Source organism: Aminobacterium sp. MB27-C1, from assembly GCF_030908405.1.
Lineage (GTDB): Bacteria > Synergistota > Synergistia > Synergistales > Aminobacteriaceae > Aminobacterium.
Map to the genome: position 1 here is coordinate 2,137,783 of NZ_CP133089.1, position 25,295 is coordinate 2,163,077.

Annotated in this window: 25 protein-coding genes; 12 read left to right on the plus strand and 13 right to left on the minus strand. The window is 42.1% G+C overall.

Annotation, left to right across the window (positions count from 1 at the left end):
- Positions 1 to 42: 42 nt before the first annotated feature.
- From RBH88_RS10280 to tsaA, 6 genes are all read right to left on the minus strand, one after another.
- Complete coding sequence (locus RBH88_RS10280; protein WP_213691581.1) at positions 43 to 1,545, minus strand: tripartite tricarboxylate transporter permease; 1,503 nt, start codon at positions 1,543 to 1,545, stop codon at positions 43 to 45.
- Positions 1,546 to 1,579: 34 nt separating this feature from the next.
- Complete coding sequence (locus RBH88_RS10285; protein WP_213691582.1) at positions 1,580 to 2,023, minus strand: tripartite tricarboxylate transporter TctB family protein; 444 nt, start codon at positions 2,021 to 2,023, stop codon at positions 1,580 to 1,582.
- A gap of 80 nt (positions 2,024 to 2,103) precedes the next feature.
- Positions 2,104 to 3,057 carry a tripartite tricarboxylate transporter substrate binding protein gene (locus tag RBH88_RS10290; RefSeq protein ID WP_213691583.1) on the minus strand — a complete coding sequence of 318 codons (954 nt, stop codon included), beginning with the start codon at positions 3,055 to 3,057 and terminating at the stop codon, positions 2,104 to 2,106.
- 61 nt (positions 3,058 to 3,118) lie between these two features.
- On the minus strand, positions 3,119 to 3,502 hold the full coding sequence (locus RBH88_RS10295; protein WP_213691584.1) for a RidA family protein: 384 nt from the start codon (positions 3,500 to 3,502) through the stop codon (positions 3,119 to 3,121).
- A gap of 19 nt (positions 3,503 to 3,521) precedes the next feature.
- Entirely contained in the window at positions 3,522 to 4,199 is a 678-nt protein-coding gene (locus RBH88_RS10300; protein WP_213691585.1) for a transcriptional regulator, read from the minus strand.
- Between the two features lie 205 nt (positions 4,200 to 4,404).
- Positions 4,405 to 4,899 carry a tRNA (N6-threonylcarbamoyladenosine(37)-N6)-methyltransferase TrmO gene (tsaA, locus tag RBH88_RS10305; protein ID WP_213691586.1) on the minus strand — a complete coding sequence of 165 codons (495 nt, stop codon included), beginning with the start codon at positions 4,897 to 4,899 and terminating at the stop codon, positions 4,405 to 4,407.
- A gap of 92 nt (positions 4,900 to 4,991) precedes the next feature.
- Between tsaA and RBH88_RS10310 the strand changes: the two genes are divergently transcribed.
- Positions 4,992 to 7,820, plus strand: a complete 2,829-nt coding sequence (locus RBH88_RS10310; protein WP_213701654.1) for a UPF0182 family protein — start codon at positions 4,992 to 4,994, stop codon at positions 7,818 to 7,820.
- A 70-nt stretch (positions 7,821 to 7,890) separates the two neighbouring features.
- Here the strand turns inward: RBH88_RS10310 and RBH88_RS10315 are convergent, their stop codons facing one another.
- Complete coding sequence (locus RBH88_RS10315) at positions 7,891 to 9,249, minus strand: sodium:alanine symporter family protein (protein ID WP_213691588.1); 1,359 nt, start codon at positions 9,247 to 9,249, stop codon at positions 7,891 to 7,893.
- Positions 9,250 to 9,610: 361 nt separating this feature from the next.
- On the opposite strand from RBH88_RS10315, the gene RBH88_RS10320 reads away from it, so the two are divergent.
- Genes RBH88_RS10320 through RBH88_RS10330 form a run of 3 tightly spaced genes read left to right on the plus strand, consistent with a single transcriptional unit; the run spans position 9,611 to position 11,543 of the window.
- Entirely contained in the window at positions 9,611 to 10,657 is a 1,047-nt protein-coding gene (locus RBH88_RS10320) for an FAD:protein FMN transferase (protein ID WP_307879612.1), read from the plus strand.
- A complete protein-coding gene (locus RBH88_RS10325; RefSeq protein WP_213691590.1) occupies positions 10,641 to 11,018 on the plus strand; it encodes a NusG domain II-containing protein in 378 nt (125 codons plus the stop codon). Before RBH88_RS10320 ends, RBH88_RS10325 begins: the two co-directional genes overlap by 17 nt.
- A gap of 15 nt (positions 11,019 to 11,033) precedes the next feature.
- The gene (locus tag RBH88_RS10330) at positions 11,034 to 11,543 is read left to right on the plus strand and encodes a Gx transporter family protein (RefSeq protein ID WP_213701655.1); all 510 of its coding nucleotides are present in this window, start codon (positions 11,034 to 11,036) and stop codon (positions 11,541 to 11,543) included.
- Between the two features lie 37 nt (positions 11,544 to 11,580).
- Here RBH88_RS10330 and RBH88_RS10335 read toward each other — a convergent pair whose 3' ends face one another.
- The 6 genes from RBH88_RS10335 to rsxC are packed head-to-tail and all read right to left on the minus strand — an operon-like array spanning position 11,581 to position 16,489.
- Positions 11,581 to 12,405, minus strand: a complete 825-nt coding sequence (locus RBH88_RS10335) for an RnfABCDGE type electron transport complex subunit B (protein WP_213691592.1) — start codon at positions 12,403 to 12,405, stop codon at positions 11,581 to 11,583.
- A gap of 12 nt (positions 12,406 to 12,417) precedes the next feature.
- Positions 12,418 to 12,996, minus strand: a complete 579-nt coding sequence (rsxA, locus tag RBH88_RS10340) for an electron transport complex subunit RsxA (RefSeq protein ID WP_213691593.1) — start codon at positions 12,994 to 12,996, stop codon at positions 12,418 to 12,420.
- A gap of 24 nt (positions 12,997 to 13,020) precedes the next feature.
- Entirely contained in the window at positions 13,021 to 13,647 is a 627-nt protein-coding gene (rsxE, locus tag RBH88_RS10345; protein ID WP_374047588.1) for an electron transport complex subunit RsxE, read from the minus strand.
- A 5-nt stretch (positions 13,648 to 13,652) separates the two neighbouring features.
- Positions 13,653 to 14,222, minus strand: a complete 570-nt coding sequence (locus RBH88_RS10350; RefSeq protein WP_213699719.1) for an RnfABCDGE type electron transport complex subunit G — start codon at positions 14,220 to 14,222, stop codon at positions 13,653 to 13,655.
- A complete protein-coding gene (locus RBH88_RS10355; protein WP_213691596.1) occupies positions 14,223 to 15,158 on the minus strand; it encodes an RnfABCDGE type electron transport complex subunit D in 936 nt (311 codons plus the stop codon).
- A gap of 8 nt (positions 15,159 to 15,166) precedes the next feature.
- The gene (rsxC, locus tag RBH88_RS10360) at positions 15,167 to 16,489 is read right to left on the minus strand and encodes an electron transport complex subunit RsxC (RefSeq protein ID WP_213691597.1); all 1,323 of its coding nucleotides are present in this window, start codon (positions 16,487 to 16,489) and stop codon (positions 15,167 to 15,169) included.
- Positions 16,490 to 16,859: 370 nt separating this feature from the next.
- Here rsxC and RBH88_RS10365 point away from each other — a divergent pair, with 370 nt between their 5' ends.
- From RBH88_RS10365 to cysK, 8 genes are all read left to right on the plus strand, one after another.
- Positions 16,860 to 17,585 carry a transglycosylase SLT domain-containing protein gene (locus RBH88_RS10365; RefSeq protein ID WP_213695375.1) on the plus strand — a complete coding sequence of 242 codons (726 nt, stop codon included), beginning with the start codon at positions 16,860 to 16,862 and terminating at the stop codon, positions 17,583 to 17,585.
- A gap of 73 nt (positions 17,586 to 17,658) precedes the next feature.
- The gene (locus tag RBH88_RS10370) at positions 17,659 to 18,852 is read left to right on the plus strand and encodes a class I SAM-dependent rRNA methyltransferase (RefSeq protein ID WP_213691599.1); all 1,194 of its coding nucleotides are present in this window, start codon (positions 17,659 to 17,661) and stop codon (positions 18,850 to 18,852) included.
- A gap of 310 nt (positions 18,853 to 19,162) precedes the next feature.
- Positions 19,163 to 20,332, plus strand: coding sequence for a 2-isopropylmalate synthase (locus tag RBH88_RS10375; protein ID WP_307879613.1), 1,170 nt, complete (start codon positions 19,163 to 19,165; stop codon positions 20,330 to 20,332).
- 45 nt (positions 20,333 to 20,377) lie between these two features.
- Positions 20,378 to 21,667, plus strand: coding sequence for a 3-isopropylmalate dehydratase large subunit (locus RBH88_RS10380; protein WP_213691600.1), 1,290 nt, complete (start codon positions 20,378 to 20,380; stop codon positions 21,665 to 21,667).
- 1 nt (position 21,668) lies between these two features.
- On the plus strand, positions 21,669 to 22,178 hold the full coding sequence (locus tag RBH88_RS10385; RefSeq protein WP_213691601.1) for a 3-isopropylmalate dehydratase small subunit: 510 nt from the start codon (positions 21,669 to 21,671) through the stop codon (positions 22,176 to 22,178).
- Position 22,179: 1 nt separating this feature from the next.
- Positions 22,180 to 23,313: an isocitrate/isopropylmalate dehydrogenase family protein gene (locus RBH88_RS10390; RefSeq protein ID WP_213695374.1), complete on the plus strand. Its 1,134-nt coding sequence runs from the start codon at positions 22,180 to 22,182 to the stop codon at positions 23,311 to 23,313.
- A 331-nt stretch (positions 23,314 to 23,644) separates the two neighbouring features.
- The gene (gene cysE, locus RBH88_RS10395; protein ID WP_213691603.1) at positions 23,645 to 24,319 is read left to right on the plus strand and encodes a serine O-acetyltransferase; all 675 of its coding nucleotides are present in this window, start codon (positions 23,645 to 23,647) and stop codon (positions 24,317 to 24,319) included.
- 1 nt (position 24,320) lies between these two features.
- Positions 24,321 to 25,247, plus strand: a complete 927-nt coding sequence (gene cysK, locus RBH88_RS10400; RefSeq protein ID WP_213701658.1) for a cysteine synthase A — start codon at positions 24,321 to 24,323, stop codon at positions 25,245 to 25,247.
- Positions 25,248 to 25,295 lie beyond the last annotated feature (48 nt).

The window sequence follows — 25,295 nt, forward strand, 5'->3', positions numbered from 1 at the left end:
TTAAGAAACCTCTTTCCTTATAAATATTTTCTTAAAATTTCATTAATTTATTGAAGCACTCTTCATCTGTTTAATCTTTTTAAGAATAGGAGCAATAGCAAAAAGCGTTGCAACAATCAACATGACAAGACTGATAGGCCGCTGTAAAAAGATCATGTATGACCCTTTTGAAAGAACGAGACTCTGATAGAGCCCTCTTTCCATCATGGCGCCTAAAATCACGGCTAAAATTAACGGTGAATGTGGCAACTTAAGTTTGTTAAAAACAAATCCTAAAATTCCGAAGAAAAGCATTACCCAAATATTAAAGACGCTATTTCCCACAGCAAAAGCACCGGTAATGCATAACATCGCAATAACACTCGCGAGAACTTCTTTAGGAATTTTGAAAATAACTCCTGATAAAAATTTCCCCAGCATAATTCCCAGTGGCCCCATAAGGATATTTGCTACAAAGAAACCAACAATGATAAGGTAAGCCACTTCTGGGAAATCTTGGAATAGAGAAGGACCAGGTCGAAGTCCTTGTATCATCAATGCGCCTAAGAAAAGAGCTGATGTGGAATTTCCAGGAACTCCGAGAGCCATCAAAGGAACCATTGAACTTGCAACTACAGCGTTGTTGGCTGCTTCTGGCGCAGCTACTCCTTCAGGAACACCAGTTCCAAACTCTTTATCTTTATTACTTCGAATAGCTTGGTCGTATGCTAAATAAATGGCCATTAACATTCCTGCTCCTGGAATAACTCCAATTACGTTTCCAATAGCGGAAGAGGTAAGCCATGTAGGTAAAAGGCGCTTTACCATCTTCTTATCAGGCAATACTTTTCCAATTTTAGGAATATCCAAAGAGACATTCCCCTTGCTCCTTTGTCCAATTTCTTCAGCTACTTCCAATACTGACGTTACTCCAAAAAGACCGATCAACATTGGGACAAATGGAATCCCCTCTAGTAAATATGGGTTTCCGAAGTCAAAACGGGGAAAACCTGTTTGTGGGCTCATGCCAATAGTAGCGATAAGCAGTCCTATTGCACACACGATAAGGCTTTTAAGAACATTCTTTCCTGACATACCTGCAACTGTACTTAAGCCTAAAATTGCAAGAGCAAAGTATTCAGGAGGGCCAAAACGCAAGGCATATTTTGCAAGAACCGGCGCTAAAAACATAAGAACAAGGGAACTGACTAATCCGCCAAAAACTGAACTTGTTGTTGAAATACCAAGAGCTTGGCCAGCCTTTCCCTTTAAAGTCATCTGATATCCGTCAAGAGACGTCACCACAGAAGAAGCTGTTCCTGGAATTTTTAAAAGGATCGCCGGAATAGAGCCACCATAGCAAGCCGACGTATAAACACCGACAAGAAGCATAAACGCGTAACTTGGATCCATAGAGAACGTAACAGGAACAAGTACTGCTAACGTAATAGTGTCATTCAGGCCTGGCAAAGAGCCAACGACAAGACCTATACAAACACCAATGAAAAGGAAAAGAAATACGCCTGGCGTAAAAATTTCAACAAATGCAGACAAAATATGTTCCATTTATATCGATAGACCTCCTTAACCTCTGGTTTATTTATCCTTCTACAAAAACGCCAAGAGGTAAGGGAACCCCTAAAAGGAACCTAAACACGGCAAAAATCACAAATACTGATAAAATAGCCGTTATAAGGGCTCTCTTTTTATTGGCATAACCAAGGTTGCACATTATAAAGAGCATTAAAGCTAATGAAGAAACAAGGTAACCTGCTTTAGGAAGAATAAGAATATATACAGCAATGGAGATAATAACGGAATAAACGCTCTTATACCGTTTTTTTTCGCTCTCGGATTCTACTTCTTTCTTGCGTTCATTAAGGCTACGTCCAAGCAAAGGTGCTGCTAATAGAAAAATGACAACAGCAACGCGCTTGGGAAAATGTGCAGCAATATCAGGAAAATTTCCAGCTTCGATAAATACAAATACGCTTATAACCAAGAGAACTATTGCCAATAAGAAATCTTTTTTCCAATTTTTCATGGGCCCACCTCATATGATTCGGGGGCAAAATTTCGTTTGCCAGACGATGCCCCCGAATTTTAATCGTTAAAATAAAATTACTATTGATTCAAAGTTGGAACTATTTTTTCGAGCTCAGTTGCAACTTCCTCTACATAAGATCCGAAATCAGGTGCATTTCTATAAACCAGTGGGTAACCAGCTTTAGCCATACGAGCTGCAAAATCCTCATCGTTTATTATTTTTCCGAAGAGTTCATCAAGTGCTTTGACGGTTTCATCTGAAGTTCCTTCTGGAACAGCTAATCCTCTAAAAGCACCCCATACAAGGTCAGTTCCTTCCTCTTTGAAGGTAGGAATAAAAGAAAAATCTTTTGGTCTCTCGTTTGTCATAACACCGAGGGCACGCATTGTTCCATCTTTAATGAAGCCGGATGCTTCTCCAAGAGCCATCATTCCCGCTTCTACGTGACCGCCCAAAAGCTGCTGTACTTGCATAGCTGCGCTTTCATTATGTACATATCCAAATTTAACGCCCAAACGATTTTCGAGAATAAGGCAAGCAATATGGTGAGAGGTAGAGTAGCCGGGAGTAGCAAGGCTAATTTCTTTTGTTTTAGCAGCTCCGATAAATTCTTTTAAAGTCTTATACGGAGAATTTTCTGGAACCATGACAATTTCAGGGTCAAAACAATACATTGCTATTGGTTTAAATGACTTATGTGTATATGTAGTTTTTTTAGTCATTGGATTGGTAACAACAGAGGATGTATAAGCCAAAATTGTGTATCCATCAGCTTTAGCCTTTGATACAAAAGTCTGGCCGATAACAGCACCGCCACCTGGCATATTTTCGACAACAATTTTTTTCCCATTCATATATTTGGGAGCAACTTCAGCCATTAAACGGCATGTAACATCTACTCCGCCGCCTGGAGCAAAAGGAACAATAATTTTAATGTTTTTCTGTGGAAATGTTTCTGCGGCAAAAGCAAAGGAACCAAAACAAAGAGTCACAAGTGCAACTAAAGCTAAACATGACATAAACTTTTTCATTGTACGTCCTCCCCTAATTTCCCTATTTATTTTTTTACATTATCAACAAAACTGAAAAATCTTATTTCCCGCAAAAAGCAATGAGCTCCATTTCTACTTGACCGCCCAAAGGCAACGCGGCAACCTGAACACAAGATCGTGCTGGCTTATCGTTCGGGAAATACTCTGCGTACACCGCATTTATAGCAGCGAAATCAGCCATATCGGTTACGAAAACAGTAGTTTTAACTACATCATTGAAAGAGAGGCCCGCTTCCTGAAGCACAGCGTTCAAATTTTTCATAATCTGATGGAATTGAGCTTGAATATCTCCTTCGATGATTTTCCCCACTGCAGGGTCAACTGGAAGTTGCCCTGAAGCAAAAAGATAATCTCCTGCTTGAATAGCTTGCGAATATGGTCCTACCGCCTTAGGAGCAGCTGATGATGCTATTACTTTCTTCATTCTTCTACATCTTCCTTCCTTATGATTTAGATTCTTCAGTTTGTCTTACATCTCGTAGATACGAATAAATCGTGTATTTAGTGTTACCCATTTCTTCCGCCAAAGTTTCTATTGAACCTTTGAGTAAGAAAAAACCTTCATCGTCAAGATATTTAATGACCTCAACTTTTTCTGTGCGACTCATTAAATAGCAAGGTTTAGAAAACCTTTGCCGGACTCTCTGCAAACTTTCTTCAATTAGTTCTTCTATATGACTTGGGAATATTTCTGATTTTGATTCGAAAGCACCACGTAACTCGTGGACCTTGAGAAGGGGAGCAATTATATCATTCATAATTAAAGCTTTTGACATATTAAAATTTAAACAAAGGAATCCAATAATGTCTTGATTTTCATCTCGGATAAAAATTGTTGTTGAGCGGAGTTTTTCACCACTTTGTGTTTTCGTTAAATAATTCGCAACGTAGTTGAAATCTCTTGAAATGGCTTTTTTTAAAATATATAGAGCAAAATCCGTTAAGGGAGCACCCTCTTTTCGTCCAGTTACATATCCATTCTCGATAGCTACAACCGAGTTTTCTGGATCTTTAGTACTTTGCAACACTACCTCATAATCAGGACCTAGCGTTTCTGCAAGAGCCTTTACTAAAGGGATATAAGAACGAAGGATTGGATGAATATCTTTTTCTTCAGGCATAAGATTTCATTCCTTCCGCAATATTTTCAATAGCTTTTTTCTTCCTGGATGTTTATAAGTATATGGATGTTTTTTCAATTCGTCAATATTTTGATGTTAATTAAACTTTTTGATATATAGTTAGTATGTAAAAAGCAAGGGGGGTAGCGTTGAACGCTACCCCCCTTGCTTTTAGTAACTCTTTTTTATAAAAAACTACATTATTCTATCCGCTAAAACGTTCGTCCGCCTTCACATTTTCTGGACTTACTGCCTGTTTTTCTAGCCAACCAGCACGGAATTGCCGGCCGAAAATATCAAACTCAGGCACAAAGGGTTTAATATCTAAAAGAGGCGTTCCATCAAGGATATCAATGTCTTCAACAGTCAACTTATTCCCTTTTATTGCCACTAACCGAACAACTGACAGGCCAATTTGGTTAGGCCTTCGCGGCGCGCGGGTTGCAAAAACGCCATGATATTCCGAATCCATAAAAGGCTTTACGGTTAAATCGAAACCTTCTGAAAGATGAAACCAATATAAAAGATAGATATGGGAGAAACCTTCAAGATCTTGAAGACCTTTTTCAAATTCAGGCAAGACTTCGACAGTGCCACGAATGCCCCTCGCCCCTACAGGCTGAATGGGCATTCCCTTTCTTTCTCGAAATGGCGACCGGATAGTACCGATACTCTGGAGTTTCAACTCCCCCACCATCATGCGCTCCCTCCAGTACCTTTTTAATATATTATAACGTACTCTTTACATAAAAACTTTTTTGACGGCGTGAAAAAGTCCGTTAAAATAGATTCATGACTAAATTCTATAAATTTCCAGAAGAAAAATGGTTTGGTAACAATGGAGAAAATGAAGAACCAACATCTCGCCGCGAGATAAAATTTCCAGTCTTTCCCAAAGGAAAGAAATTCCTCTGGATACTTGTAGCGTGTGTTGTTCTCGTTTTTTTGGCGTTTCCTTCTCTTGCTAACTTTTATATTGATTACCTTTGGTTTGATGCCCAAAACCAAACAGCTGTTTTTTGGACTATGCTCATTCCAAAGTGGATTTTATTTGGAGTTGCAACGCTTTTATCTTTCGTGTTGCTTTTCTTCAACTTCCGCATCGCCCGGCATAATACGCTGAAACTTCTTCCACCAGATTCACCATTTGGAAATATTCCACAAAAACTGACTTCAACGGCTGTCTTAATTGGCGCCGGAGCTTTTGCTCTGATAAATGGCGCGTCAACACAAAAACATTGGGATATGATTTTACGATTTCTCAATAGCGCCCCCTTTGGAAACATCGACCCTATCTTCGGCAAAGATATCTCTTTTTATATATATCGTTTGCCCTTCTGGTCTTTTGCACAAGAGTGGGGATTGGGGATTCTTATTTTAAGTCTCATAGGTTCAGCAGCGCTCTATGCTTTTGTCATTGCACCTCTAGTGGCCGAACATCGCGGAGCTGTTCCAAAGGCTGTCTTTAAACATCTCTCTTTGCTTGTAGCAGCCATTGCGCTTCTATGGGCTGTTGGATTTTGGCTCGACCGTTTTAACCTTCTTTACTCTCCCCGGGGAGTTGCATTTGGAGCCAGTTACACTGATATTCATGCCGATTTGCTTGCTCTTAATTTAATGACGGGACTCACTCTTCTCGTCTCTGTGCTTCTTATTGTGGGAATATATAAAAGCACATGGAAATTTTCAGCTATAACCCTTGGTTTTTTAGTTTTAGCTTCAGTTATCTTACGAGGAATTTACCCCGGGATTATTCAAAAATATGTTGTAGAGCCCAATGAATTCGATAAAGAGCGTCCGTATATCGAACATAACATTGAAGCTACCTTGCAAGCCTATGATTTGAAGAAAGTTAAGACTGTCTCTATGCTTCCGGAATCTGAGGTTACGTGGGAAAAGTTAGAAATGAACAAGGGAACGATGCAGAATGTTCGTTTATGGGATTCCAGACCCCTTCTCAGAAGTTTTAAGCAGTTGCAAGAAATCCGCTCATACTACGATTTCATCGACGTAGACATAGACCGCTATCGCTTTAATGGGCAGTATCGCCAAGTAATGATAGCTGCTCGTGAACTCGACCTCAAACGGCTACAAAATCCAACGTGGGTCAACCAACACGTAGAATTTACTCATGGATACGGGCTCGTTATGAATCCCGTTAATGAAGTAAGCTCCAGCGGACTTCCTATTCTGTGGATTGAGAACCTTCCTCCTCGAATTCATATTCCTGTAGAACTTGAGAGACCGCAAATTTACTATGGAGAAAAACCAGATTCCTACGTTTTCGTTAACACAACGGAGAAGGAATTCGATTATCCCATGGGTAATTCCAACGCACGAACAACATATGAAGGAACTGGTGGTGTTTCAATCGGTTCTTTCTTCAGAAGAATGCTTTTTGCAATGAAGTACGGCGACTCGAAAATTTTATTTACAACATTTTTCACCCCTGAAAGTCGCATTCTTCTGTACCGAAATGTTCAGCAACGATTACACAGGCTCGCTCCGTTCTTACTCTACGATTCAGATCCATATCTCGTTATTCATAATGGACGCCTTGTGTGGATTCAAGATGCCTATACAATTTCTGATCGGTATCCTTATTCCGAGCCTATTTCAGTCTCTGCCGGTAGCAGAAAGGGATACTTCAGAATTAATTACATTAGAAACAGCGTAAAAGCAACGGTAGATGCCTATGATGGAACTGTGCAGTTCTTCATTGCAGATAAAGCAGATCCGCTTATTCAGACATGGGATAAGATATTTCCGTCTCTTTTCAAGCCTATGGAAGAAATGTCTCCGAATTTAAGAGAGCATATCCGCTATCCGAAGGATATTTTTTCAGTACAAAGCGAGATTCTTAAAACCTACCATATGCTTGATCCTAATACTTTCTACAATAAGGAAGACGTATGGCAAACCTATAGGGGAAGCGAAGGCACAGAGCAATTAGCTGCCCACTACATGATAATGAAACTTGAGGATACTCATCCTGCAGAATTTGCACTCATTACGCCCTTTATGCCTATTGGACGAGATAATATGATCGCCTGGATGGCAGGACGGTGTGATGGCGATTCTTATGGAGAAGTTCTTGTCTACACCTTCCCCAAACAAAAGTTAATCTACGGTCCAGCTCAGGTGGAAGCTCTGACAAACCAGCATCCTGAAATTTCCGCGCAGCTTTCACTCTGGAGTCAAAGGGGTTCTGACGTAATCAAAGGTAATATTATGGTTATCCCCATAGAAGATGCTGTTTTATACGTGCAGCCTCTTTACTTAAAGGCTGAAAATAGTGATCTTCCAGAGTTAAAGAGAGTTATCGTATCCACAGGAGGTCGGGTTGTTTGGGATGAACGACTCGACAATGCTCTGGAAAAGCTGCTGGGGAAACCAACAACACTGCCTTCGCTGCGAGTACCAACAACGCCTGAAGGGGAAAAAGAAGAAAAAAGCGTTATTCCATCTTATGATGGGAACATAAAAGAATTGGTACAACAAGCACAAGACGCGTGGAGCAAAGCACAAGAAGCTCTTCGTGAAGGGAATTGGAACCAGTACGGAGAGATGATGCAACGCGTAGAATCAATACTTCAGCATTTAGGAAATGTAACTCAATAACGCAATTAATGAGGAACGGGGCGGTTTAAAAACCGCCCCGTTTTTTGTGGGAAAGGGGAACTGATTGGCCCTACTTACTACTCTTCAGCATTCCGTCGTTATCATAGTCATCGAGAGCTTTCGATACGACTTTAGCCAGACCAAGAACAGCAATAAGGTTGGGGATAACCATTAAGCCGTTAAAGGTATCAGCAAGCTCCCAGACAAGATCTACTTTCATAGTTGATCCGATAACAATGAAAATCATGACGAGAATTCGGTAAGGAGTTAATCCCTTGATTCCAAACAAGTAACGGATATTCGCTTCTCCGAAGAAGTACCAACCGATGATAGTTGAGAAGGCAAAGAAAAGTAAGCAAATAGCTACAAAAGCATTTCCAAATCCTCCGAAGGCTTGAGTAAAACCAGCCTGAGTTAAAGCTATACCTGTCGTCTTCCCGTCAAGAACACCTGTAGTAAGAATGACAAAAGCAGTAATGTTAAGAACGATAAATGTATCGATAAACACGCCCATAATGGCAACTAATCCCTGTTGTGCAGGGTGATTTACCTTAGCAACAGCGTGAGCATGAGGCGTAGATCCCATACCAGCTTCATTGGAGAAGAGCCCACGCGCAACACCGTAACGAACTGCCTCTTTTACACCGACACCAATAATGCCCCCTGTTGCAGCTTTCGGGTTAAAAGCTCCATAAAAAATCATCTTTATGGCTGGAAGGATAGCATCGGCATTCATTACAAGAACAATAACACCGCCAATAAGATACATAAGAGCCATAATAGGAACAGCCTTCTCTGTAAAAGAAGCAATACGGCTGATTCCGCCAAAAAATATGAGTCCCGCTAAAATTGCAATTGCAATCCCTACATAGAGAGCAGGAAGGTTAAAAGCCGTCTGGAAAGCATCGCTTATAGAGTTTGACTGAACCATATTTCCGATAAAACCAAGAGCAATAATAATTGCAATAGCGAAGAAAACAGCTAATCCCTTACTTCCAAAACCTCGGCTAATGTAATAGGCAGGACCTCCAACAATCTGACCGTCAACATCTTTCTCTTTATATGTTTGAGCAAGAACAGCCTCTGAGAAGATAGTGCTCATGCCAAAGAAGGCACTAATCCACATCCAGAATATAGCCCCTGGTCCTCCAGAAGCAATGGCTGTGGCAGCTCCAGCAAGATTTCCCGTTCCAACTTGTGCAGCAATAGCTGTCGCCAAAGATTGAAAAGAGGACATTCCCTCTTTTCCAGCTCTTTCTCCGAAAAGAGTTAAACCACCAAAAGCATTTCTGCAAACAGCTCCAAATTTGCGTATCTGAACAAAATTAAGGCGAAAAGTAAAATAAATACCAGTTCCGCAAAGAAGGAAAATAAGAACGTAACTCCACAGAATATTATTGATACCTCTTACAACATCAATTACTTCCACGGCAACTACCTCCCTATGCGTATATTGTATAAAGAATGTAAACCTTTTCTAGACTTAGTGTATGCTATCACAATAACAAAGTCAACGAGAAAGGGAAAAGTTTAAATATAAAAATATGTTTATTTACATACAATTATATATAAATCAGTATGATTACTATTTATAATATAAATAATTACTAAAAGTAAGCTCTATAATGCCTTTTAATTAATTATTTTTCGAAAGAGATAACATTTATTTTAAAAAGTTATGTTTTGCTAGGAAGGTGATAGAGGGGCTTTTAGAAGTTTTTTGTTATGTGGTAGCCATATTCTTCTGATCCACGTACAATAAAGAGCACAAGAAATCAGAGACAATAGAGGTGCAGATTTTGAAAAAAGTTTTTTGGACAATCACTCTTGGCATAATGTTTTTACTTGCCATCTTTTTTACGAGGTCAGCCAATACTCCACGTTCTTTAGAACAAACAAGCTACGCTCTAGGTACCATTCTTCACTTTCAAATATGGGGAAAAGAAGCAAATCAAGCTCTCGAAAAGAGCTTGTCACGCATTCACGATATTGAAGGTCATATGTCGACACACGACACTAATTCAGATATTTATAATGTTAATATCTCCTCTGACTCACCATTTATATCTGTTCACGAAGATACGTTCTATGTTGTCGAAAAGGCCATTGATTATGCTTATAGAAGTTCTGGCACCTTCGATCCAACTATTGGTGGGTTAGTTGATCTTTGGGGTATTGGAACGCCGGAAGAGCGTCTTCCTTCAGAAGAGGAGATTGCTCACGCTGTTTCCCTTATAAACTATAAAGAGGTTCAGCTAGATAAAAAAAATATGAGCATTCGTCTTCCACGTTCCGGGCAACACCTTGATTTAGGAGGAATCGCCAAGGGGTATGCAGCAGACGAGGTTGTTGCTATTCTTAAAAAAGAAGGCATAAAAAGCGCTTTGATCGATTTAGGAGGAAATATTTTTGTTTTGGGAAGAAAACCTGATGGTTCTCTATGGAATGTAGGGGTACAAAATCCTTTGGAACCTCGGGGATCATATTTGGGAATTTTACATGTTTCTGACCTCTCAGTGGTAACATCTGGAAATTACGAGCGTTTTTTTGAAAAGGATGGGAAGCGATATCACCACATTTTCGATCCGCGAAAGGGGTACCCGGCAGAAACAGATTTGCTTAGCGTTACAGTTATTTCTAAAAAATCTATAGATGGAGATGCTCTCTCTACTGCCCTCTTTGTATTAGGCAGGGAAAAGGGTTTGAAGTTAGTTCAATCTTTTGAAGACATTGAAGCCATTATTGTGACCAAAGAGAAAAAAGTATACGGGACACCTGGCATAGAGAAAATTTTTACACTTACGAATAAGGATTTTACTTATGAAAAAGGGCAATAAAATTATCTTAGGAACTGTCTTTCTTCTTACAATTCTAAGTTTTCTAGGGTCCCTACTCTATAAAAACCACATGGAGAAAAGGGATGTACATGCTGTTATAGAGCGTAACGGGCATATTCTTCGCGAAATAGATCTTAAGAACGCTTCTTCAGAAGAATGGGATGTCGAAAACGGAACGCAACGAAGCGTTATACAAATCGAGCCCGGAAAGATTCGATTTAAGGAAGCCAACTGCCCTCATCAACAATGTGTCAAAACGGGATGGATATCGACACCTGGGGAGACAGCGGTCTGCTTGCCTTTTAAATTAAGCATCACTATAACAGGCCAAAGCAATGGGCCTGATGCAGTGTCTCAATAAATCGAGGAGGTTTTTATGCAAAAAGCGAAATTAAAAACCATGATTGTTATAGGGCTTCTTGTTGGCCTCGCTCTTTCCATTCATGTTGCAGAGGCACAGATTCCCATGATTTTTCCGGGAGTCAAGCTGGGGCTTGCCAATATAATTACTCTTATTGCCTTGCAGCTGTATGGATGGAAAGAAGCATTAATGGTTACGCTGCTCCGCATAGGGTTGGGAGCCTTTTTCAGCGGGAATGCCATCTCTTTTCTTTGTAGCTTTACTGGAGGTCTTCTGAGTTGCTTGCTCATGATTGAGCTAGATCGTCATTTTAGAGAATCTCTTACATTACCATATATCAGCATTGCAGGTGCTGTTACCCATAACATCGGGCAAATTATTGTCATAATGTTTATTATTCAAAATGTGCATATTCTTCTTTACTTGCCCGTTCTTCTTGTTTCAGGAACAATTACGGGTTACTGCACGGGATTTATTGCTTTGCTCCTTACAAACCGAATAAAAAAAATCCCGGGAATTTTTTAACACCCCCGGGATTTATTTTTTTATATAGATAAAATGCTTAGCCTGCCATCTGTTTCGCTTTCTCATTAACAGGAACACTAATTGCTCCTACCGGGCACTTCATGGCACAAACCTGACATCCTGTGCATAGATCCGGATTTATTACTGGCAAATTGTCTTTCATTGTAATGGCCTGAGAAGGGCACATCTTGGCACAAAGTCCACAACCGATACACCCTGCCTCGCAGACGTTTTTAACGCCAACACCTTTCTGTGTCGAATTACACATAACGCGAATGTCCTGGGTAGCCGGAATCAAAGTAATGACATTTCTGGGACAAACCGATGCGCACGCGCCACATCCTGTGCAAAGTCTTTCATCGACTTTAGCGACTCCATTTTCCATGTATATGGCATCAAAAGCACAAGCAGCAACACAACTTCCAAAACCTAAACAACCATTCTTACACGCCTTTGTTCCTCCACCGGGAACAATTGTTGCTTTTCTACAATCCAATACTCCTTCGTAAAGAGAGATTTCTTTCGCCTTTTCCTTAGATCCTGCACACTTTACAAAGGCAACCTTCCGTACAAAATGCCCTACTTCAACACCAAGAATAGCAGCTATTTTCTGAGCAACTTCAGCCCCTCCAGCAGTACACTTTGCAGGACTCGCTTCTCCGGAAACAACGGCTGATGCATATGCGTCACATCCGGCGTAACCGCAACCACCACAGTTAGCCCCTGGCAGAGCCTCTCGAATCTTCGCTACTCGCGGGTCAATTTTCACGGCAAATTTTTTAGCTGCAAACCCCAAAAGCAAGCCGAAGAACAAACCTAAACCACCGAGGCTTAACGCAGGATAGACAAGTGATTCAACCATTTCCATTCCCTCCTACGAAATCAATCCACTAAAGCCTAAAAACGCTATCGACATTAAGGCTGCTGTAATAAGACTGATGGGCAATCCCTGCAGCGCTTTTGGCATATTTGTATTCTCCTGAAGCCTTTCTCGCAATCCCGCCATAAGAACGATAGCAAGCAAAAAGCCCAAAGAAGCGCCAAGAGAGTGAACTATCGCCTGAAGCAGGGTGTAATTTTCATTCATATTGATAACGGCAACACCTAAAACAGCACAGTTTGTCGTAATGAGAGGAAGGTAAATACCAAGGGCCCAATAGAGAGATTCCCACTTCTTTCGAACCACCATCTCTACGAACTGAACTAAAGCTGCAATAACCAAAATAAAGGCCAGTGTAGAAAGATATGTTATGTCAAGTGGAACAAGCACCAAGTTATATACCAGCCATGTCATAATAGAAGAAAGAAATATAACAAAGACTACGGCAAGTCCCATTCCTACAGCTGTGCCGACTTTGCTCGAAACTCCAAGGAAAGGACAGATACCCAAAAACCTTGAGAGAACGATATTATGCACTAAAAGAGCATCAATAAATATGGCAAAAAAGCTCATCACAAGTCTCCTTTTTAAAACACTTTATGCATCGGCATAACGGCTTATTCTCTCGTTTTCTTTCTTTCTTTTCATGTTAATGAAATTAATAAGAGCCATAAGCATACCGAGAGTCAAAAAGCCGCCAGGAGCCAATATCATGATGAGGGCTGGATTATAGGTTGCAGGAAGAAGAGACATGCCAAAAACAGTTCCTGTACCCAAGAGCTCTCTAATAGACCCCAAAACTACCAACGCAAGGGTAAAACCCAAGCCCATACCAATTGCATCGAAAAGAGAAGGTAGAACGCTGTTTTTAGAAGCATAGGCCTCTGCACGACCCAATATAATGCAATTAACGACGATCAAAGGAATAAATATTCCCAACGCCTTGTTGAGGGCAGGAAGAAAGGCCTGCATAAAAAATTGAATTAAAGTCACAAAAGTGGCGATGATAATGATGAACGCCGGTATTCTGATTTCATCGGGAATAAGTCGCTTCAATGCTGAAATAACAACATTCGACCCCATCAGAACTACTGTGGCAGCGAGCCCCATGCCCAGACCGTTTTCAGCACTTGTCGTTACGGCAAGAGTAGGGCACATACCAATAACTTGCACAAAAGTAGGGTTGTTTTTTATAATTCCATTTTTGAGTCTCTCTATGATCATACCCACTATGCTCCTTCTCCTTTCAGACTGGAGTGGAAAAAGCGCAAGGCCTGATTGACTCCATCTGTTACGGCCCTGGATGTAATAGTGGCACCAGTCATTGCCTGTATTTCATTTTCATTTGAAGTCTCTCCCTTTACAACAGAGAGAGCATCAACATGGCGATCGGAAAACTGATTTGAAAAGGCAGGTTTCCCCGCTTCTGCACCCAAACCCGGAGTTTCGCTATGAGAAAGAATCTGAATACCCCGTAACGTTCCATCTATTGAGATACCCACCATCATTTCAATAACTCCGCCATATCCTTTAGGGGCAACTTTGATATTGTATCCAACAATGTTTCCATTGTTATATCCTTCGTTAACTTCGCGAATAATGCCGCTGGAAGTAAGATCCGCATTCAACAATTTAAATTCCTGCGCTACAGGAAGAGTTGCTTTCATAGCTTCAATCTTCTCTTTTTCAAGAAGACGGGCAATAGGTTCCTCGGTAACAGCATGAACCCAGCCAAGAAGAAGTCCCGCTACCGCCGTTATGAGAAAGAGAGTGGCTCCAAGCTTGTAAATTTTCTTCACCTATCTCACCTCTCCGAAAATCCGCGGAACTGTTACTCTATCAATAAGCGGAACAAAAAGATTCATAATAAGAATGGAGTACGATACGCCTTCCGCGTACCCTCCATATAAACGTATCAATGTTGTTAAAACCCCACACCCTAAAGCAAAGATGACTTGTCCCTGTTTAGTCATAGGTGACGTCGTATAATCGGTAGCCATAAAAAAGGCACCCAACATAAGTCCGCCAAGAAAAATTTCGTACAATGGATTTGCAGACATAAAACCATCGCGTCCCAAAATGGCTGTAAGAACAAATACAGTAGCAATATAGACTACGGGAATATGCCAGCTTATTACCTTTCTGAAGAGAAGATAGGCGCCTCCCAAAAGCAGGGCCAAAGCCGATGTTTCCCCTATGCATCCTCCAACATGGCCGATAAAAACATCGGTCAAAGAGGGAAGAGATGACAGCGTCCCCTCTTTTAGAAGAGCAAGAGGCGTAGCCGTAGAAACCCCATCAATGGTCCACGTTGTCATAGAAACTGGCCATGACGCCAAAAGAACAGCCCGAGCAGCAAGAGCTGGGTTCACTATATTCTGTCCAATTCCTCCAAAAAACTGCTTCACCACTATTATGGCAAAGACTCCCCCAACAGCCGCAAGCCAAAGGGGCACTGTAGGAGGAAGGTTAAAAGCTAAAAGCAAGCCGGTAACAACTGCACTAAGATCTTTTATCGTCGACGTACGGTTCATAGCTTTTTGGCAAAGAGCCTCAGAAAGAACACAAGAAAGAACGCATACAGCAACAACCATTACCGCCTGAAGACCAAAAAAATAAAAGGCCGCTATCATAGCAGGCACAAGAGCGATAAGCACATCTCCCATAACTGTCTGTACAGTTGTGTGCGAGCGGAGATGGGGAGATGATGATACAATCAATTTCTTTTCAGACATCCTTTACGTTACCCCTTTCTCTTCATCGCTGCGATGACGGATCGTTTCGCCTCTCGGCACGATTGCACCAAATGCCTCTTAGAGGGGCACATAAAAGAGCATGATCCACACTCTATACAGTTCATTCCGCCATTTTCCTTAAATCCCATGTAATCATTCTTGAGAGAGAGAGCATTGAGTTTAAAGGGAAGAAGCCCCATGGGACAAGCTTCTACACATCGTCCACAACGAATACATGGATATTCATCATACAGATGAACAGCTTTATCAGAGAGAGCAATAATGCCAGACGTACCCTTAATAACTGGAACATCAAGGCTATTTACCGACATGCCCATCATAGGGCCACCGGCTAAGACCTTAACGGGCGGAGTTACAAAACCACCTGCAGCCTCTATAAGTTCACGGAAAGATGTTCCTAAACGTACTTTCATATTTTTAGGTGTAGCAACTGCATCTCCTGAAACCGTTACGATTCGAGAAAGAGAGGTTCTCCCTGTTACAACGGCATTACGGATCTCGTAGACAGTGTACGCATTGCTGACCACACACCCCGCATCAGCAGGAAGTTTCCCAGAGGGAACTTCTCGCCCTGTAACCGCAAATATGAGCTGTTTCTCTCCACCTTGGGGATATTTGGTCTTCAGAACATTCACCGTTACATTTTCTATGCCCTGAACAGCCTTTTTCATCTTCTCTATAGCCAGTGGTTTGTTATCTTCTATTGCTATATGAAGATGAGCTTTCGGGAAAATCTGAAGTAAGATCTTGGCTCCCTCTGCAATAGCCTCTGCTTCCTCAAGCATAAGACGATAGTCAGAAGTGAGATATGGTTCACACTCGGCTGCATTCACAATAACATGATCAATAACACATTCGGCAGGCGGTGTAAGCTTAATACAGGCAGGGAAACAAGCGCCTCCCATACCGACAATACCAGCATCACGTATGATATCTCGCAACTCCGAAGCCGTTAAATTCTCAAAAGACCGACAGTTCAACGGCTCTATCTCTTCGTAAAGACCGTCATTCTCAACAATAACTGAGAGCATATCAATTCCAGAAGGAGTAGGCATAGCCGTTACGTTTTTAACAGTTCCAGAAACACTGGCGTAAATAGCTGCTGATACGGGCCCCTGCGGCTCTCCTATTTTTTGCCCAACGAGAACTCTGTCTCCTTTTTTCACAGCAGGAACACACGGAGCTCCTATATGTTGCCCCATAGGGTAGACAAGGTCTCCCTTTGGTAATACTATTTCTACCGGTTGATCCGATGTCCAATGTTTGTTATCGGGAGGATGGACCCCACCTCTAAATGTTAAAAGCTTCATTGTAAGTACTGCCTCCTAATACCCTTTCATCTGCAAAATGCTACGTGCTCGCACAAAGTGTATAAATTATACTACATACGTTATACTTTTATAATTTGTACTTTTTTTCTTTAAAGTCTGGTTTTCCCCTCTAGACTTTGTTCTTTTTTTCTCTATATATTTTACACCATTTGACCGTTTTTTTCAGACTAATTTTAGTATTCTCCCAAAACAAAACTCTTTATTTTTACGATAATCTATTTTCTTTTCTTAATAAAGCGCTACAAAAGTTGCACATCTCTTCCCTATCGATATAATTTCTTATTGCCTTTCATAGCTAGTCTGTGAAAGGCTTTTAATTTTTTCTGCACTTTGAAAGGAGGGAAACAGTATGAGGAAAGGTATTCGACGTAGTATCCTCACTGTTTTACTACTCTCCATGGCCGGGCTATTAGCCTTTACTGCAGGAAGTCGCTATATTCATGCCTCTCCACGAAACAGGAGAGGAACGATACAGTCTCAGAAAATTCAACTTCACGATTGGAGTTCAGAGCCTGCTGTCGCTTCGTTTTACCAGATAGGTCGTTTTGTAACGAATCGTTTTTCAGATGTTACATTAACGTATACAAATCCACTTTTTACCCTTTCAGAAACCATTCAGGATTCTGTAGAAACAATGAGCATGCTTACCCGTTTCATTCAGAAACAAAATCCGGCCATTTCGAGAGATATTGCAGCACGACAAGCCGCTGCCTTTTTGAGGTATTCCATCAAATATGGAGCTCCTCTTGATCTTGTAGTAGCGGTAGCAAATACGGAAAGTCATTTCAATCCCAACGCGCGAAGTTCCCACGGTGCTGCTGGTGTTATGCAAGTCACATGGAGAGTTCATGAGAATTTATTGCGGGCCAATGGCATTCGCAGTGAAGAGGAACTCTACACGCCTGAAAAGGGGATCGCTGCTGGCTGTCTTTTGATTTCAAGATATCTGAGAGCCTATGGATCACCAGAAAAAGCTTTGGGACGTTATTATGGCGGCCCGTCTTCTGTTTATTGGGCAAGAGTTTCTAGAAATTTATCGAAACTTCAACGGTATCGCCCAGGAAATCGTCTATAATTTAAAATGTAAAAAACGTAAAGATTTAGCGGGGGTTATCATCTGATACCCCCGCTTAAGTTGGTGAATATGTATGAGTAAAATTAAAGGCGCTATTCTTAATCGCAAAGGCCTTGACCGTCTGCACAAAAGGCACCCATGGATTTTTAAAGGTCATCTTGCAACTTTTCCACAAGCCGAACCTGGCGATTTTATTTCTCTTTATAATAACCGCGGGAAAATTGAAGGATGGGGGTTCTGGGGGGCTGGAGCACTTTGTATTCGCGTTCTTTCTTTTGACACAGAGAAACCAGAACTTCACGCATTGCTTCGAGAACGCTTGGTCACGAGTCTCGCATCTAGAAAACGCTGGCTTCCTCAAGCTAGTGCTTTCCGTCTTGTTCACAGTGAATCTGATGGTTTACCGGGCTTAATTATAGATATATACGGTTCGGTAGCCTGCATGCAACTTCTATCTGCAGGATGGTATAGAAATCGAGAGATGATCATCGGCACGCTTCTTGAACTTCTTCCCCTTAACGCTATTGTGCTTCGCAATGATGTTCGTTATCTGGAACAAGAAGGTATTCCACGCGAAAATCGGCTTCTATGGGGAACTTTACCTGAAGGGGATAGCGTTGATATTCCTTTTTATGAAATGCAAGAACGCGTCTACCCCCTTGCTGGCCAAAAGACAGGAATATATCTTGATGTTCGAAACCTGCCTAACCTTTTTAAAGAAGTTTGCCCTCGTGCTGATGTTCTTGATTGCTTTTCCTTTCAGGGGCACTTTGGGCTACACGCTCTCCACTGGGGAGCCCGCTCCATAACAGCTATTGAGCAATCGCAAGAAGCTTTATCTGTTTACGAAGAAAATATCTCTTTAAACGGACTTTCTTCTGAAAACGTTCATTTCCATCATGGAAACGCTTTCGATGAACTGCGAGCGCTGGAAGCGGAAAAAAAGACGTTTGACATAATTATTATGGATCCGCCGCCCTTTTCTCCAGGGAAAGCACAGATAGAATCTGCCAGACGAGGCTATAAAGAGTTAGCCCTTCGGGCCTATCGGCTTCTCCGTTCTGAAGGAATTCTTTTGTATCTTTGCTGTAGTCATGCTTTTAGTCGGCAAATGCTTATAGATGTGCTTAGTGATGCCGCTTTTGACACTAAAAGTACTTTTCGGATTGTTCGTGAAGGGCATCAACCTGAAGATCATCCTATCGCTCTTGAAATTCCCGAAACTAACTATCTCAAGGGGCTTCTTATACAAAAGACAAGTAAATAAACTCGAAAGAATTTGGAAATTCTGAATTCGTATATTGACAAGACGGGGTAGTTATTCATAAAATAACCCCATTCTTATTTTGAACGAAATTAAAAAAGGAGGAGACTTTACCGTGAAAATAGGTTACATGAATAACTTAACTGCCATTTCTTCTTTGTCTCTCCTCCTCCTCGGTTGCTGGTTCCTGTCTGGAACGCCAGCAGCCTTGTAGCTGTTTTCTGGCAAACTCAGGCCGGGACCTCTGAAAAAGGGGTCCCGGCTTTTTTTTATGCTTTTTTACTTCTACAGAAAAAAGAAGGGAGAGAGAACAATGGACACCAATGAAACGATTCGCATTTTCGACACTACTCTCAGAGATGGAGAACAGGCAGCTGGAATCAATCTCAATAAAGAAGAAAAACTTCAGATAGCAACTCAACTTGCAAAAATGAAGGTTGATATTATTGAAGCTGGATTTCCTGCAGCCTCTCACGGAGATTTTGAAGCTGTAAAACGTATCGCTGATAACGTTTCCGGAACAACGATAGCTGGCCTTGCCAGAACAAAACGTCACGATATCGGTACCGCTTATGAAGCTTTAAAAAGCGCAGCCCATCCGATGATTCACACGTTTATTGCAACAAGTCCTATTCATATGGAGTACAAGCTCAAAATGACTCCCCAGGAGGTACTTGCTGAAGTAGAAAAAGGAGTAACCTTTGCAAGAAGTCTCGTGGAGAGTGTCGAATTTTCTGCAGAAGATGCAAGTCGTTCAGATCCATCCTTCTTAGCTGAAGTCTTTCGTACCGCTGCTCGGTGCGGAGCAACCACTTTAAACATTCCAGATACAGTAGGATACGCTGTACCCCATGAATTTGCAGGGTTCATTAAAACTGTTATCAAGGCATCAGGGCTAAACAATGTAACGTGGTCTGTTCATTGTCACAACGATCTTGGATTGGCAGTAGCAAATTCTCTCTCAGCTATACGTGCCGGTGCCAGACAGGTTGAATGCACAATAAACGGTATTGGAGAACGAGCTGGCAATACGTCTCTTGAAGAAGTTGTTATGGCCCTCAAAACGAGAAAAGACTGCTTTCAATACGAAACAAATCTCGATACGACTTGTCTTTATACGTTGAGTTCACTTGTCTCTCGAATGACGGGGTTTGCGGTTCCTCCCAATAAAGCCATTGTAGGCGCTAACGCCTTTGCCCATGAAGCGGGAATTCATCAACATGGCGTTCTTTGTAATAAAGCCACCTATGAAATTATGAACCCCGAGGATGTAGGAGCCCCTGGAAGCCGACTTGTTTTGGGGAAACACTCTGGGAAGCATGCTTTCAGAAAACAAATAGAAGAGCTGGGTTTCTCTATTTCAGAAGACCGCCTTACCGAAACAATGACCCTTTTCAAAGAACTCTGCGATCGTAAAGAAATTGTAACGTCAGACGATCTGGAGGCAATGATTACGAGCAATCTTTTGGCAAGGGCCCAGTAGACGCTTCATATCTGGTTACCCCAAAAATTAAAGGAGTGTGTCTCTATGGCAAGAACGTTGGTTAGCTCTATTATCGCAGCACATAGTAAGGAATCCGCCAGGGAAGGAGAGATCTGCAAGGTTCGCGTAGACTTTGCTTTTGCTAATGATATTACTACGCCTCCTGCCGTAAACTCTTTTCGCAAAATGGGAGCACGGCACGTCTTTGATCCTCAAAGATGTGCCGTGTTACCCGATCACTTTACACCAAATCGCGACATTGCATCAGCAGAACAGACCAAAAGGGGAAAAGAATTTGCAAAATCACAGAATATGCTCTACTGGGAAGTAGGACGAGTAGGAATAGAACACGCATTTCTTCCTGAACAAGGATATATTCTCCCTGGAGATATTGTAACTGGCGCGGATAGTCATACGTGCACCGGTGGAGCTTTGGGAGCCCTTTCAACCGGAATGGGAAGTTCGGATCTTGCAGCCGTATGGGCGTTGGGCGAAACATGGTTGAAAGTTCCTCAGACATTAAGAGTTGACTTTGTAGGGGAAAGACCGGGCTGGATCACCGGGAAAGATATGATTCTCTCTCTCTTAGGCCAAATAGGCGTTCAGGGAGCCCGTTACATGGCACTTGAATTCGGAGGGGAAGCCGTTGAAAATCTTCCCATGGACGATCGTTTCACCATCTCAAATATGGCTGTTGAGGCAGGAGCAAAGGTCGGCATCTTTGTTCCTGATGAAATGACACTTGAATACGCCTCGAAACGGGCCAAGCGAACCTTTATTCCCATATATCCCGATATAAACGCCGCCTATACTCGCAGAGAAACTATTGATGTAACTCACATGGAGCCAGTCGTTGCCCTTCCCCACTCTCCTGATAATGTAACCTCGGTTTCATCGTGCCATCCTCTCGATATTCATCAGGTTTTCATTGGATCTTGCACAAATGGGAGGTTCAGAGATATAGAGATGGCAGCTCTTCTCATGAAGGGGAAAAAGGTAGCAGAGAATCTTCGATGCATTGTCATCCCCGCATCATATGAAGTTTATAATCGCGCTCTTGAAAAGGGATACATTCAAATTTTCGCCAATGCGGGAGCCGTTGTCTGTACGCCTACATGCGGACCATGCCTTGGGGGCCATATGGGAATTCTGGCAGCGGGAGAACGGTGCGTTTCTACAAGCAATCGAAACTTTGTAGGTCGAATGGGGCATTCCCAAAGTGAGCTTATACTGGCCAGTCCGTTAGTGGCTGCTGCAAGTGCCATTACGGGAAAACTTACAGATCCGAGAAACGTAGCGTCTCATGAATTTTTCACAACACTGGAGGGGAAATAGTATGGCACAAAATCTTCAGGGAAAAGCCTGGACATTTTCAGATAATATTGATACCGACGTCATCATTCCGGCCCGATATCTCACTTCAAGTAATGAAACAGAACTCGGATCCCATTGTATGGAAGATATCGATGCCGAATTTTCTAAAAAGGTAGCAAGTGGAGACATTATTGTGGCAGGTGAAAACTTTGGATGCGGCTCGTCTCGTGAGCATGCTCCACTCGCAATAAAAGGTGCTGGTTGTAGTTGCGTTATTACTGCGTCTTTCGCTCGAATATTTTTCAGAAATGCCATTAATGTGGGGCTTCCCATTTTTGAATGTCCGGAAGCTGTTGCCGCTATCGAAAACGGTGACGAACTTATAATCAAACCAGAAGAAGGAACGATAGAAAATATTTCTCAGGGAAAGGTCTTTTCTGTTGTTCCCTTTTCTCCATTTTTGCAAGAGCTTATAGAACAAGGTGGTCTCATACCTTATGTACAAAAACAACTTTCAGTCAGGGGGGAATAAGATGAACTCTAAAAAATATACATTGGCGCGAATCCCTGGAGATGGAATAGGGCCTGAAGTTATTTATGAAGCATCAAAAGTTCTTGAAGCAGCAGCATCTAAATCGAATTTTGCCATTGAATGGATCGACTATCCCTTTGGGGCTGATTACTATCTTCGCACCAACGAGATACTTCCGGATTCCGCATTGAAAGAAATGGCTTCATGTGATGCTCTTTTCTTAGGTGCTGTGGGGGACCCGCGGGTAAAGCCGGGAATTCTCGAACGGGGTATTTTGCTTACACTTCGCTTCTATTTTGATCAATATGTCAATCTTCGCCCGGCAAAAAGATATCCTAAAGTTCCTCTTCCCATCCAAATAGAGGCAGGAAAAGAATTTAACACCTTAGTCGTTCGGGAAAATACTGAAGACTTTTATGTCGGGATTGGAGGAATAACAGAAACAGGATACATAAAAGAAAAACTTGAATTGCAACGAAATCTTTACTCATTTAAAGGTCAAATCTCGGGCAATTTCAATACAAAAACACGAGGGGCTTTCCAGATGGGGATAGCCTCTGAACCTGGCATTCGTCGAGTTACAACCTATGCGTGCAAAGAAGCAGAAAGAAGAGGAGACTCAAGCATAACTCTTGTTTCAAAATCAAATGCCCTTCCTCAAATGTACGGATTTTGGGAAGAAGTGACGAGAGATGAAGCTTCTATACACAATATGAAGGTATCGATAATGAATGTCGACGCCATGTGTTATCACCTTGTTCGAAACCCTTCTGCCTTTAACGTTATTGTTGCTCCCAATATGTTCGGAGATATAGTCAGCGACCTTCTGGCTGGGTTGTCAGGCGGCCTTGGCGTAGCCGCAGGTGCAGATATAGGAGACAGCCTCTCCATGTTCGAGCCTATTCATGGATCTGCCCCAGATATTGCCGGAACGGGAAAAGCCAACCCCATAGCGGCCCTTCTTTCTGGTGCTCTTATGCTTGCACATCTTGGAGAGAGAGAAGCTGCACATTCTGTTGAAAGAGCTGTCTGCTCTTTCTTAGAAAAAGCAGACTCGCGAAATCTCCCTATGGAATTTGGAGGGAATGGAACAACTTTTTCAGTAATAGAAGCTATATGTAAACAAATCGACTAAAAATTTCTTGACAGATACGCTAGGCTTTCGTATAGTAGGCTATCTGAAGGGAGCGATACTATTGGTTTTTAATGCTACTTTTAATTTTTGTTGTTGTGGGAGAAGAAACTAACTGTCTCCCCGTAGCGTAAAACATCAGGCTGCGGTGGGTATATAGCCCGTTGTAGCCAAAATAAAGCGCTCTCTAATAATAAGAATAGAAAATCGAGATCAGCGGGCTTGTCAAATATGACAAGCCCGCTTTTTTTTAAGAAAGGAAGTGATGCCAATGGAATCTGATTGTCCATATGCCTGTTTTCTAAATCAGATTATTTACCGGAGGTATCAAAAAATGAGAAAATTTGTTTCATATGTAATAAACGCCTGGGAGACTCTCAAATCCGATGTTTTAGCTGTTCCAGGAAATGACCCTGCATTTAAGGGGGGCGTTTCAGGATGGCTTGAGGTTATTTTTTGCTATCCTGGCCTTCATGCTATCGTAGTTCATAGAATCATCCATTTTCTACATGCAACCCTTCATATTCCATTTCTTCCACGACTGCTCAGTCATATTATGCGATGGCTCACAGGCATAGAAATTCATCCTGGAGCAAAAATAGGGAAAGGATTTTTTATTGACCATGGTATGGGGATTGTCATTGGGGAAACGGCTGAAGTGGGAAATAACGTAAGACTCTATCATGGCGTAACGTTAGGCGGAACAGGAAAAGAACAGGGGAAACGCCATCCAACAGTGGAAGACAATGTAATGATTGGAGCCAGAGCCTGCCTTTTAGGTAATATCACCGTTGGAGAAGGAGCAAAAATAGGTGCGGGGGCCGTCGTCGTCAAAGATGTGAAAGCAGGTGCCACTGTAGTTGGAATCCCGGCATCTCCATTGGTTCGCCATACAGAAACGGATAGTAATGATACTCCTCTTTCAATAAAGATATTGCTTGATCGAATCAACAGATTGGAAAAAGAACTTGATGCACTGAAAAATTACAGAAATGAGGAGGTTGCTTAACATGATTTATAAAACAGATCAAATTGCCTTGAGACAACTTATTGGACATACGCCTCTTTTTATCCTTCGTCCTGACCCTCAAGCTGCATCTATTGCTATAAAATTAGAAGGTACAAATATCGGTGGCTCGGTAAAAGACAGAGCTGCCTGGGGAATGCTTCGTTATGCAGAAGAGAGAGGACTTCTTCATGACAATACGGTTATTGTCGAACCCACATCAGGTAACACAGGTATCGCCTTAGCCATGCTTGGCCAGGCCCTCGGCCTCAAAGTTATTTTGACAATGCCCGAATCCATGTCACAGGAACGTCGTTCTGTTTTGGCTGCCTATGGAGCAAAACTTCATCTCTCTCCTGCTTCAGAAGGGATGAAAGGTGCCATCGCCCTGGCCCAACGCATTCTCACTGAGACTCCGGGAGCGTACATGCCCGACCAATTCAGTAATCCTGGGAATCCATGGGCTCACAGTGTCACGACTGCACCAGAGATTCTTTCGGAAATGAAGGGAAAGTCGATTGCGGCCTTCGTCGCCGGCATCGGTTCGGGAGGAACTATTACCGGAACAGGAACGATACTAAAAGCTGTTTACCCTGCACTGCAAATTATCGGAGTTGAACCTTCAGGGAGTCCTATTCTCAGCGGAGGAAAGGCCGGGGCACATAAAATTCAGGGGATAGGGGCAGGATTTATTCCCAAAACACTCAAAAAAGAGATACTAACGCACGTAACGACAGTAGAAGACCAAGCAGCATTGGAAACAACTCGCTGGCTTGCTCATCATGTTGGGCTTTTCTGCGGAATTTCTACAGGAGCAAACGTCTGGGCTGCCATTCAGACTGCGAAAAAATTCGGTCCTGACGATATAGTCGTTACAATTGCCTGTGACCGGGGTGACAAGTATCTTAGCACTGAAGCATATAAAGCGTAAGCATGAAAGGGAGAGCTTGAAAATAGAGGCTCCCCCTTCTTTTTTATC

Bases quoted from the DNA above. Each gene is read 5' to 3' on its own strand.
- RBH88_RS10365 (WP_213695375.1), top strand. From the start codon at position 16,860: ATGAGGAAAGGTATTCGACGTAGTATCCTCACTGTTTTACTACTCTCC.
- rsxA (WP_213691593.1), bottom strand. From the start codon at position 12,996: ATGAGCTTTTTTGCCATATTTATTGATGCTCTTTTAGTGCATAATATC.
- RBH88_RS10290 (WP_213691583.1), bottom strand. From the start codon at position 3,057: ATGAAAAAGTTTATGTCATGTTTAGCTTTAGTTGCACTTGTGACTCTT.
- RBH88_RS10280 (WP_213691581.1), bottom strand. From the start codon at position 1,545: ATGGAACATATTTTGTCTGCATTTGTTGAAATTTTTACGCCAGGCGTA.
- cysK (WP_213701658.1), top strand. From the start codon at position 24,321: ATGATTTATAAAACAGATCAAATTGCCTTGAGACAACTTATTGGACAT.
- RBH88_RS10330 (WP_213701655.1), top strand. From the start codon at position 11,034: ATGCAAAAAGCGAAATTAAAAACCATGATTGTTATAGGGCTTCTTGTT.
- RBH88_RS10300 (WP_213691585.1), bottom strand. From the start codon at position 4,199: ATGCCTGAAGAAAAAGATATTCATCCAATCCTTCGTTCTTATATCCCT.
- rsxC (WP_213691597.1), bottom strand. From the start codon at position 16,489: ATGAAGCTTTTAACATTTAGAGGTGGGGTCCATCCTCCCGATAACAAA.
- rsxE (WP_374047588.1), bottom strand. From the start codon at position 13,647: ATGATCATAGAGAGACTCAAAAATGGAATTATAAAAAACAACCCTACT.
- RBH88_RS10380 (WP_213691600.1), top strand. From the start codon at position 20,378: ATGGCAAGAACGTTGGTTAGCTCTATTATCGCAGCACATAGTAAGGAA.
- RBH88_RS10295 (WP_213691584.1), bottom strand. From the start codon at position 3,502: ATGAAGAAAGTAATAGCATCATCAGCTGCTCCTAAGGCGGTAGGACCA.
- RBH88_RS10370 (WP_213691599.1), top strand. From the start codon at position 17,659: ATGAGTAAAATTAAAGGCGCTATTCTTAATCGCAAAGGCCTTGACCGT.
- tsaA (WP_213691586.1), bottom strand. From the start codon at position 4,899: ATGATGGTGGGGGAGTTGAAACTCCAGAGTATCGGTACTATCCGGTCG.
- RBH88_RS10390 (WP_213695374.1), top strand. From the start codon at position 22,180: ATGAACTCTAAAAAATATACATTGGCGCGAATCCCTGGAGATGGAATA.
- RBH88_RS10285 (WP_213691582.1), bottom strand. From the start codon at position 2,023: ATGAAAAATTGGAAAAAAGATTTCTTATTGGCAATAGTTCTCTTGGTT.
- RBH88_RS10325 (WP_213691590.1), top strand. From the start codon at position 10,641: ATGAAAAAGGGCAATAAAATTATCTTAGGAACTGTCTTTCTTCTTACA.
- cysE (WP_213691603.1), top strand. From the start codon at position 23,645: ATGAGAAAATTTGTTTCATATGTAATAAACGCCTGGGAGACTCTCAAA.
- RBH88_RS10385 (WP_213691601.1), top strand. From the start codon at position 21,669: ATGGCACAAAATCTTCAGGGAAAAGCCTGGACATTTTCAGATAATATT.
- RBH88_RS10310 (WP_213701654.1), top strand. From the start codon at position 4,992: ATGACTAAATTCTATAAATTTCCAGAAGAAAAATGGTTTGGTAACAAT.
- RBH88_RS10375 (WP_307879613.1), top strand. From the start codon at position 19,163: ATGGACACCAATGAAACGATTCGCATTTTCGACACTACTCTCAGAGAT.
- RBH88_RS10355 (WP_213691596.1), bottom strand. From the start codon at position 15,158: ATGTCTGAAAAGAAATTGATTGTATCATCATCTCCCCATCTCCGCTCG.
- RBH88_RS10335 (WP_213691592.1), bottom strand. From the start codon at position 12,405: ATGGTTGAATCACTTGTCTATCCTGCGTTAAGCCTCGGTGGTTTAGGT.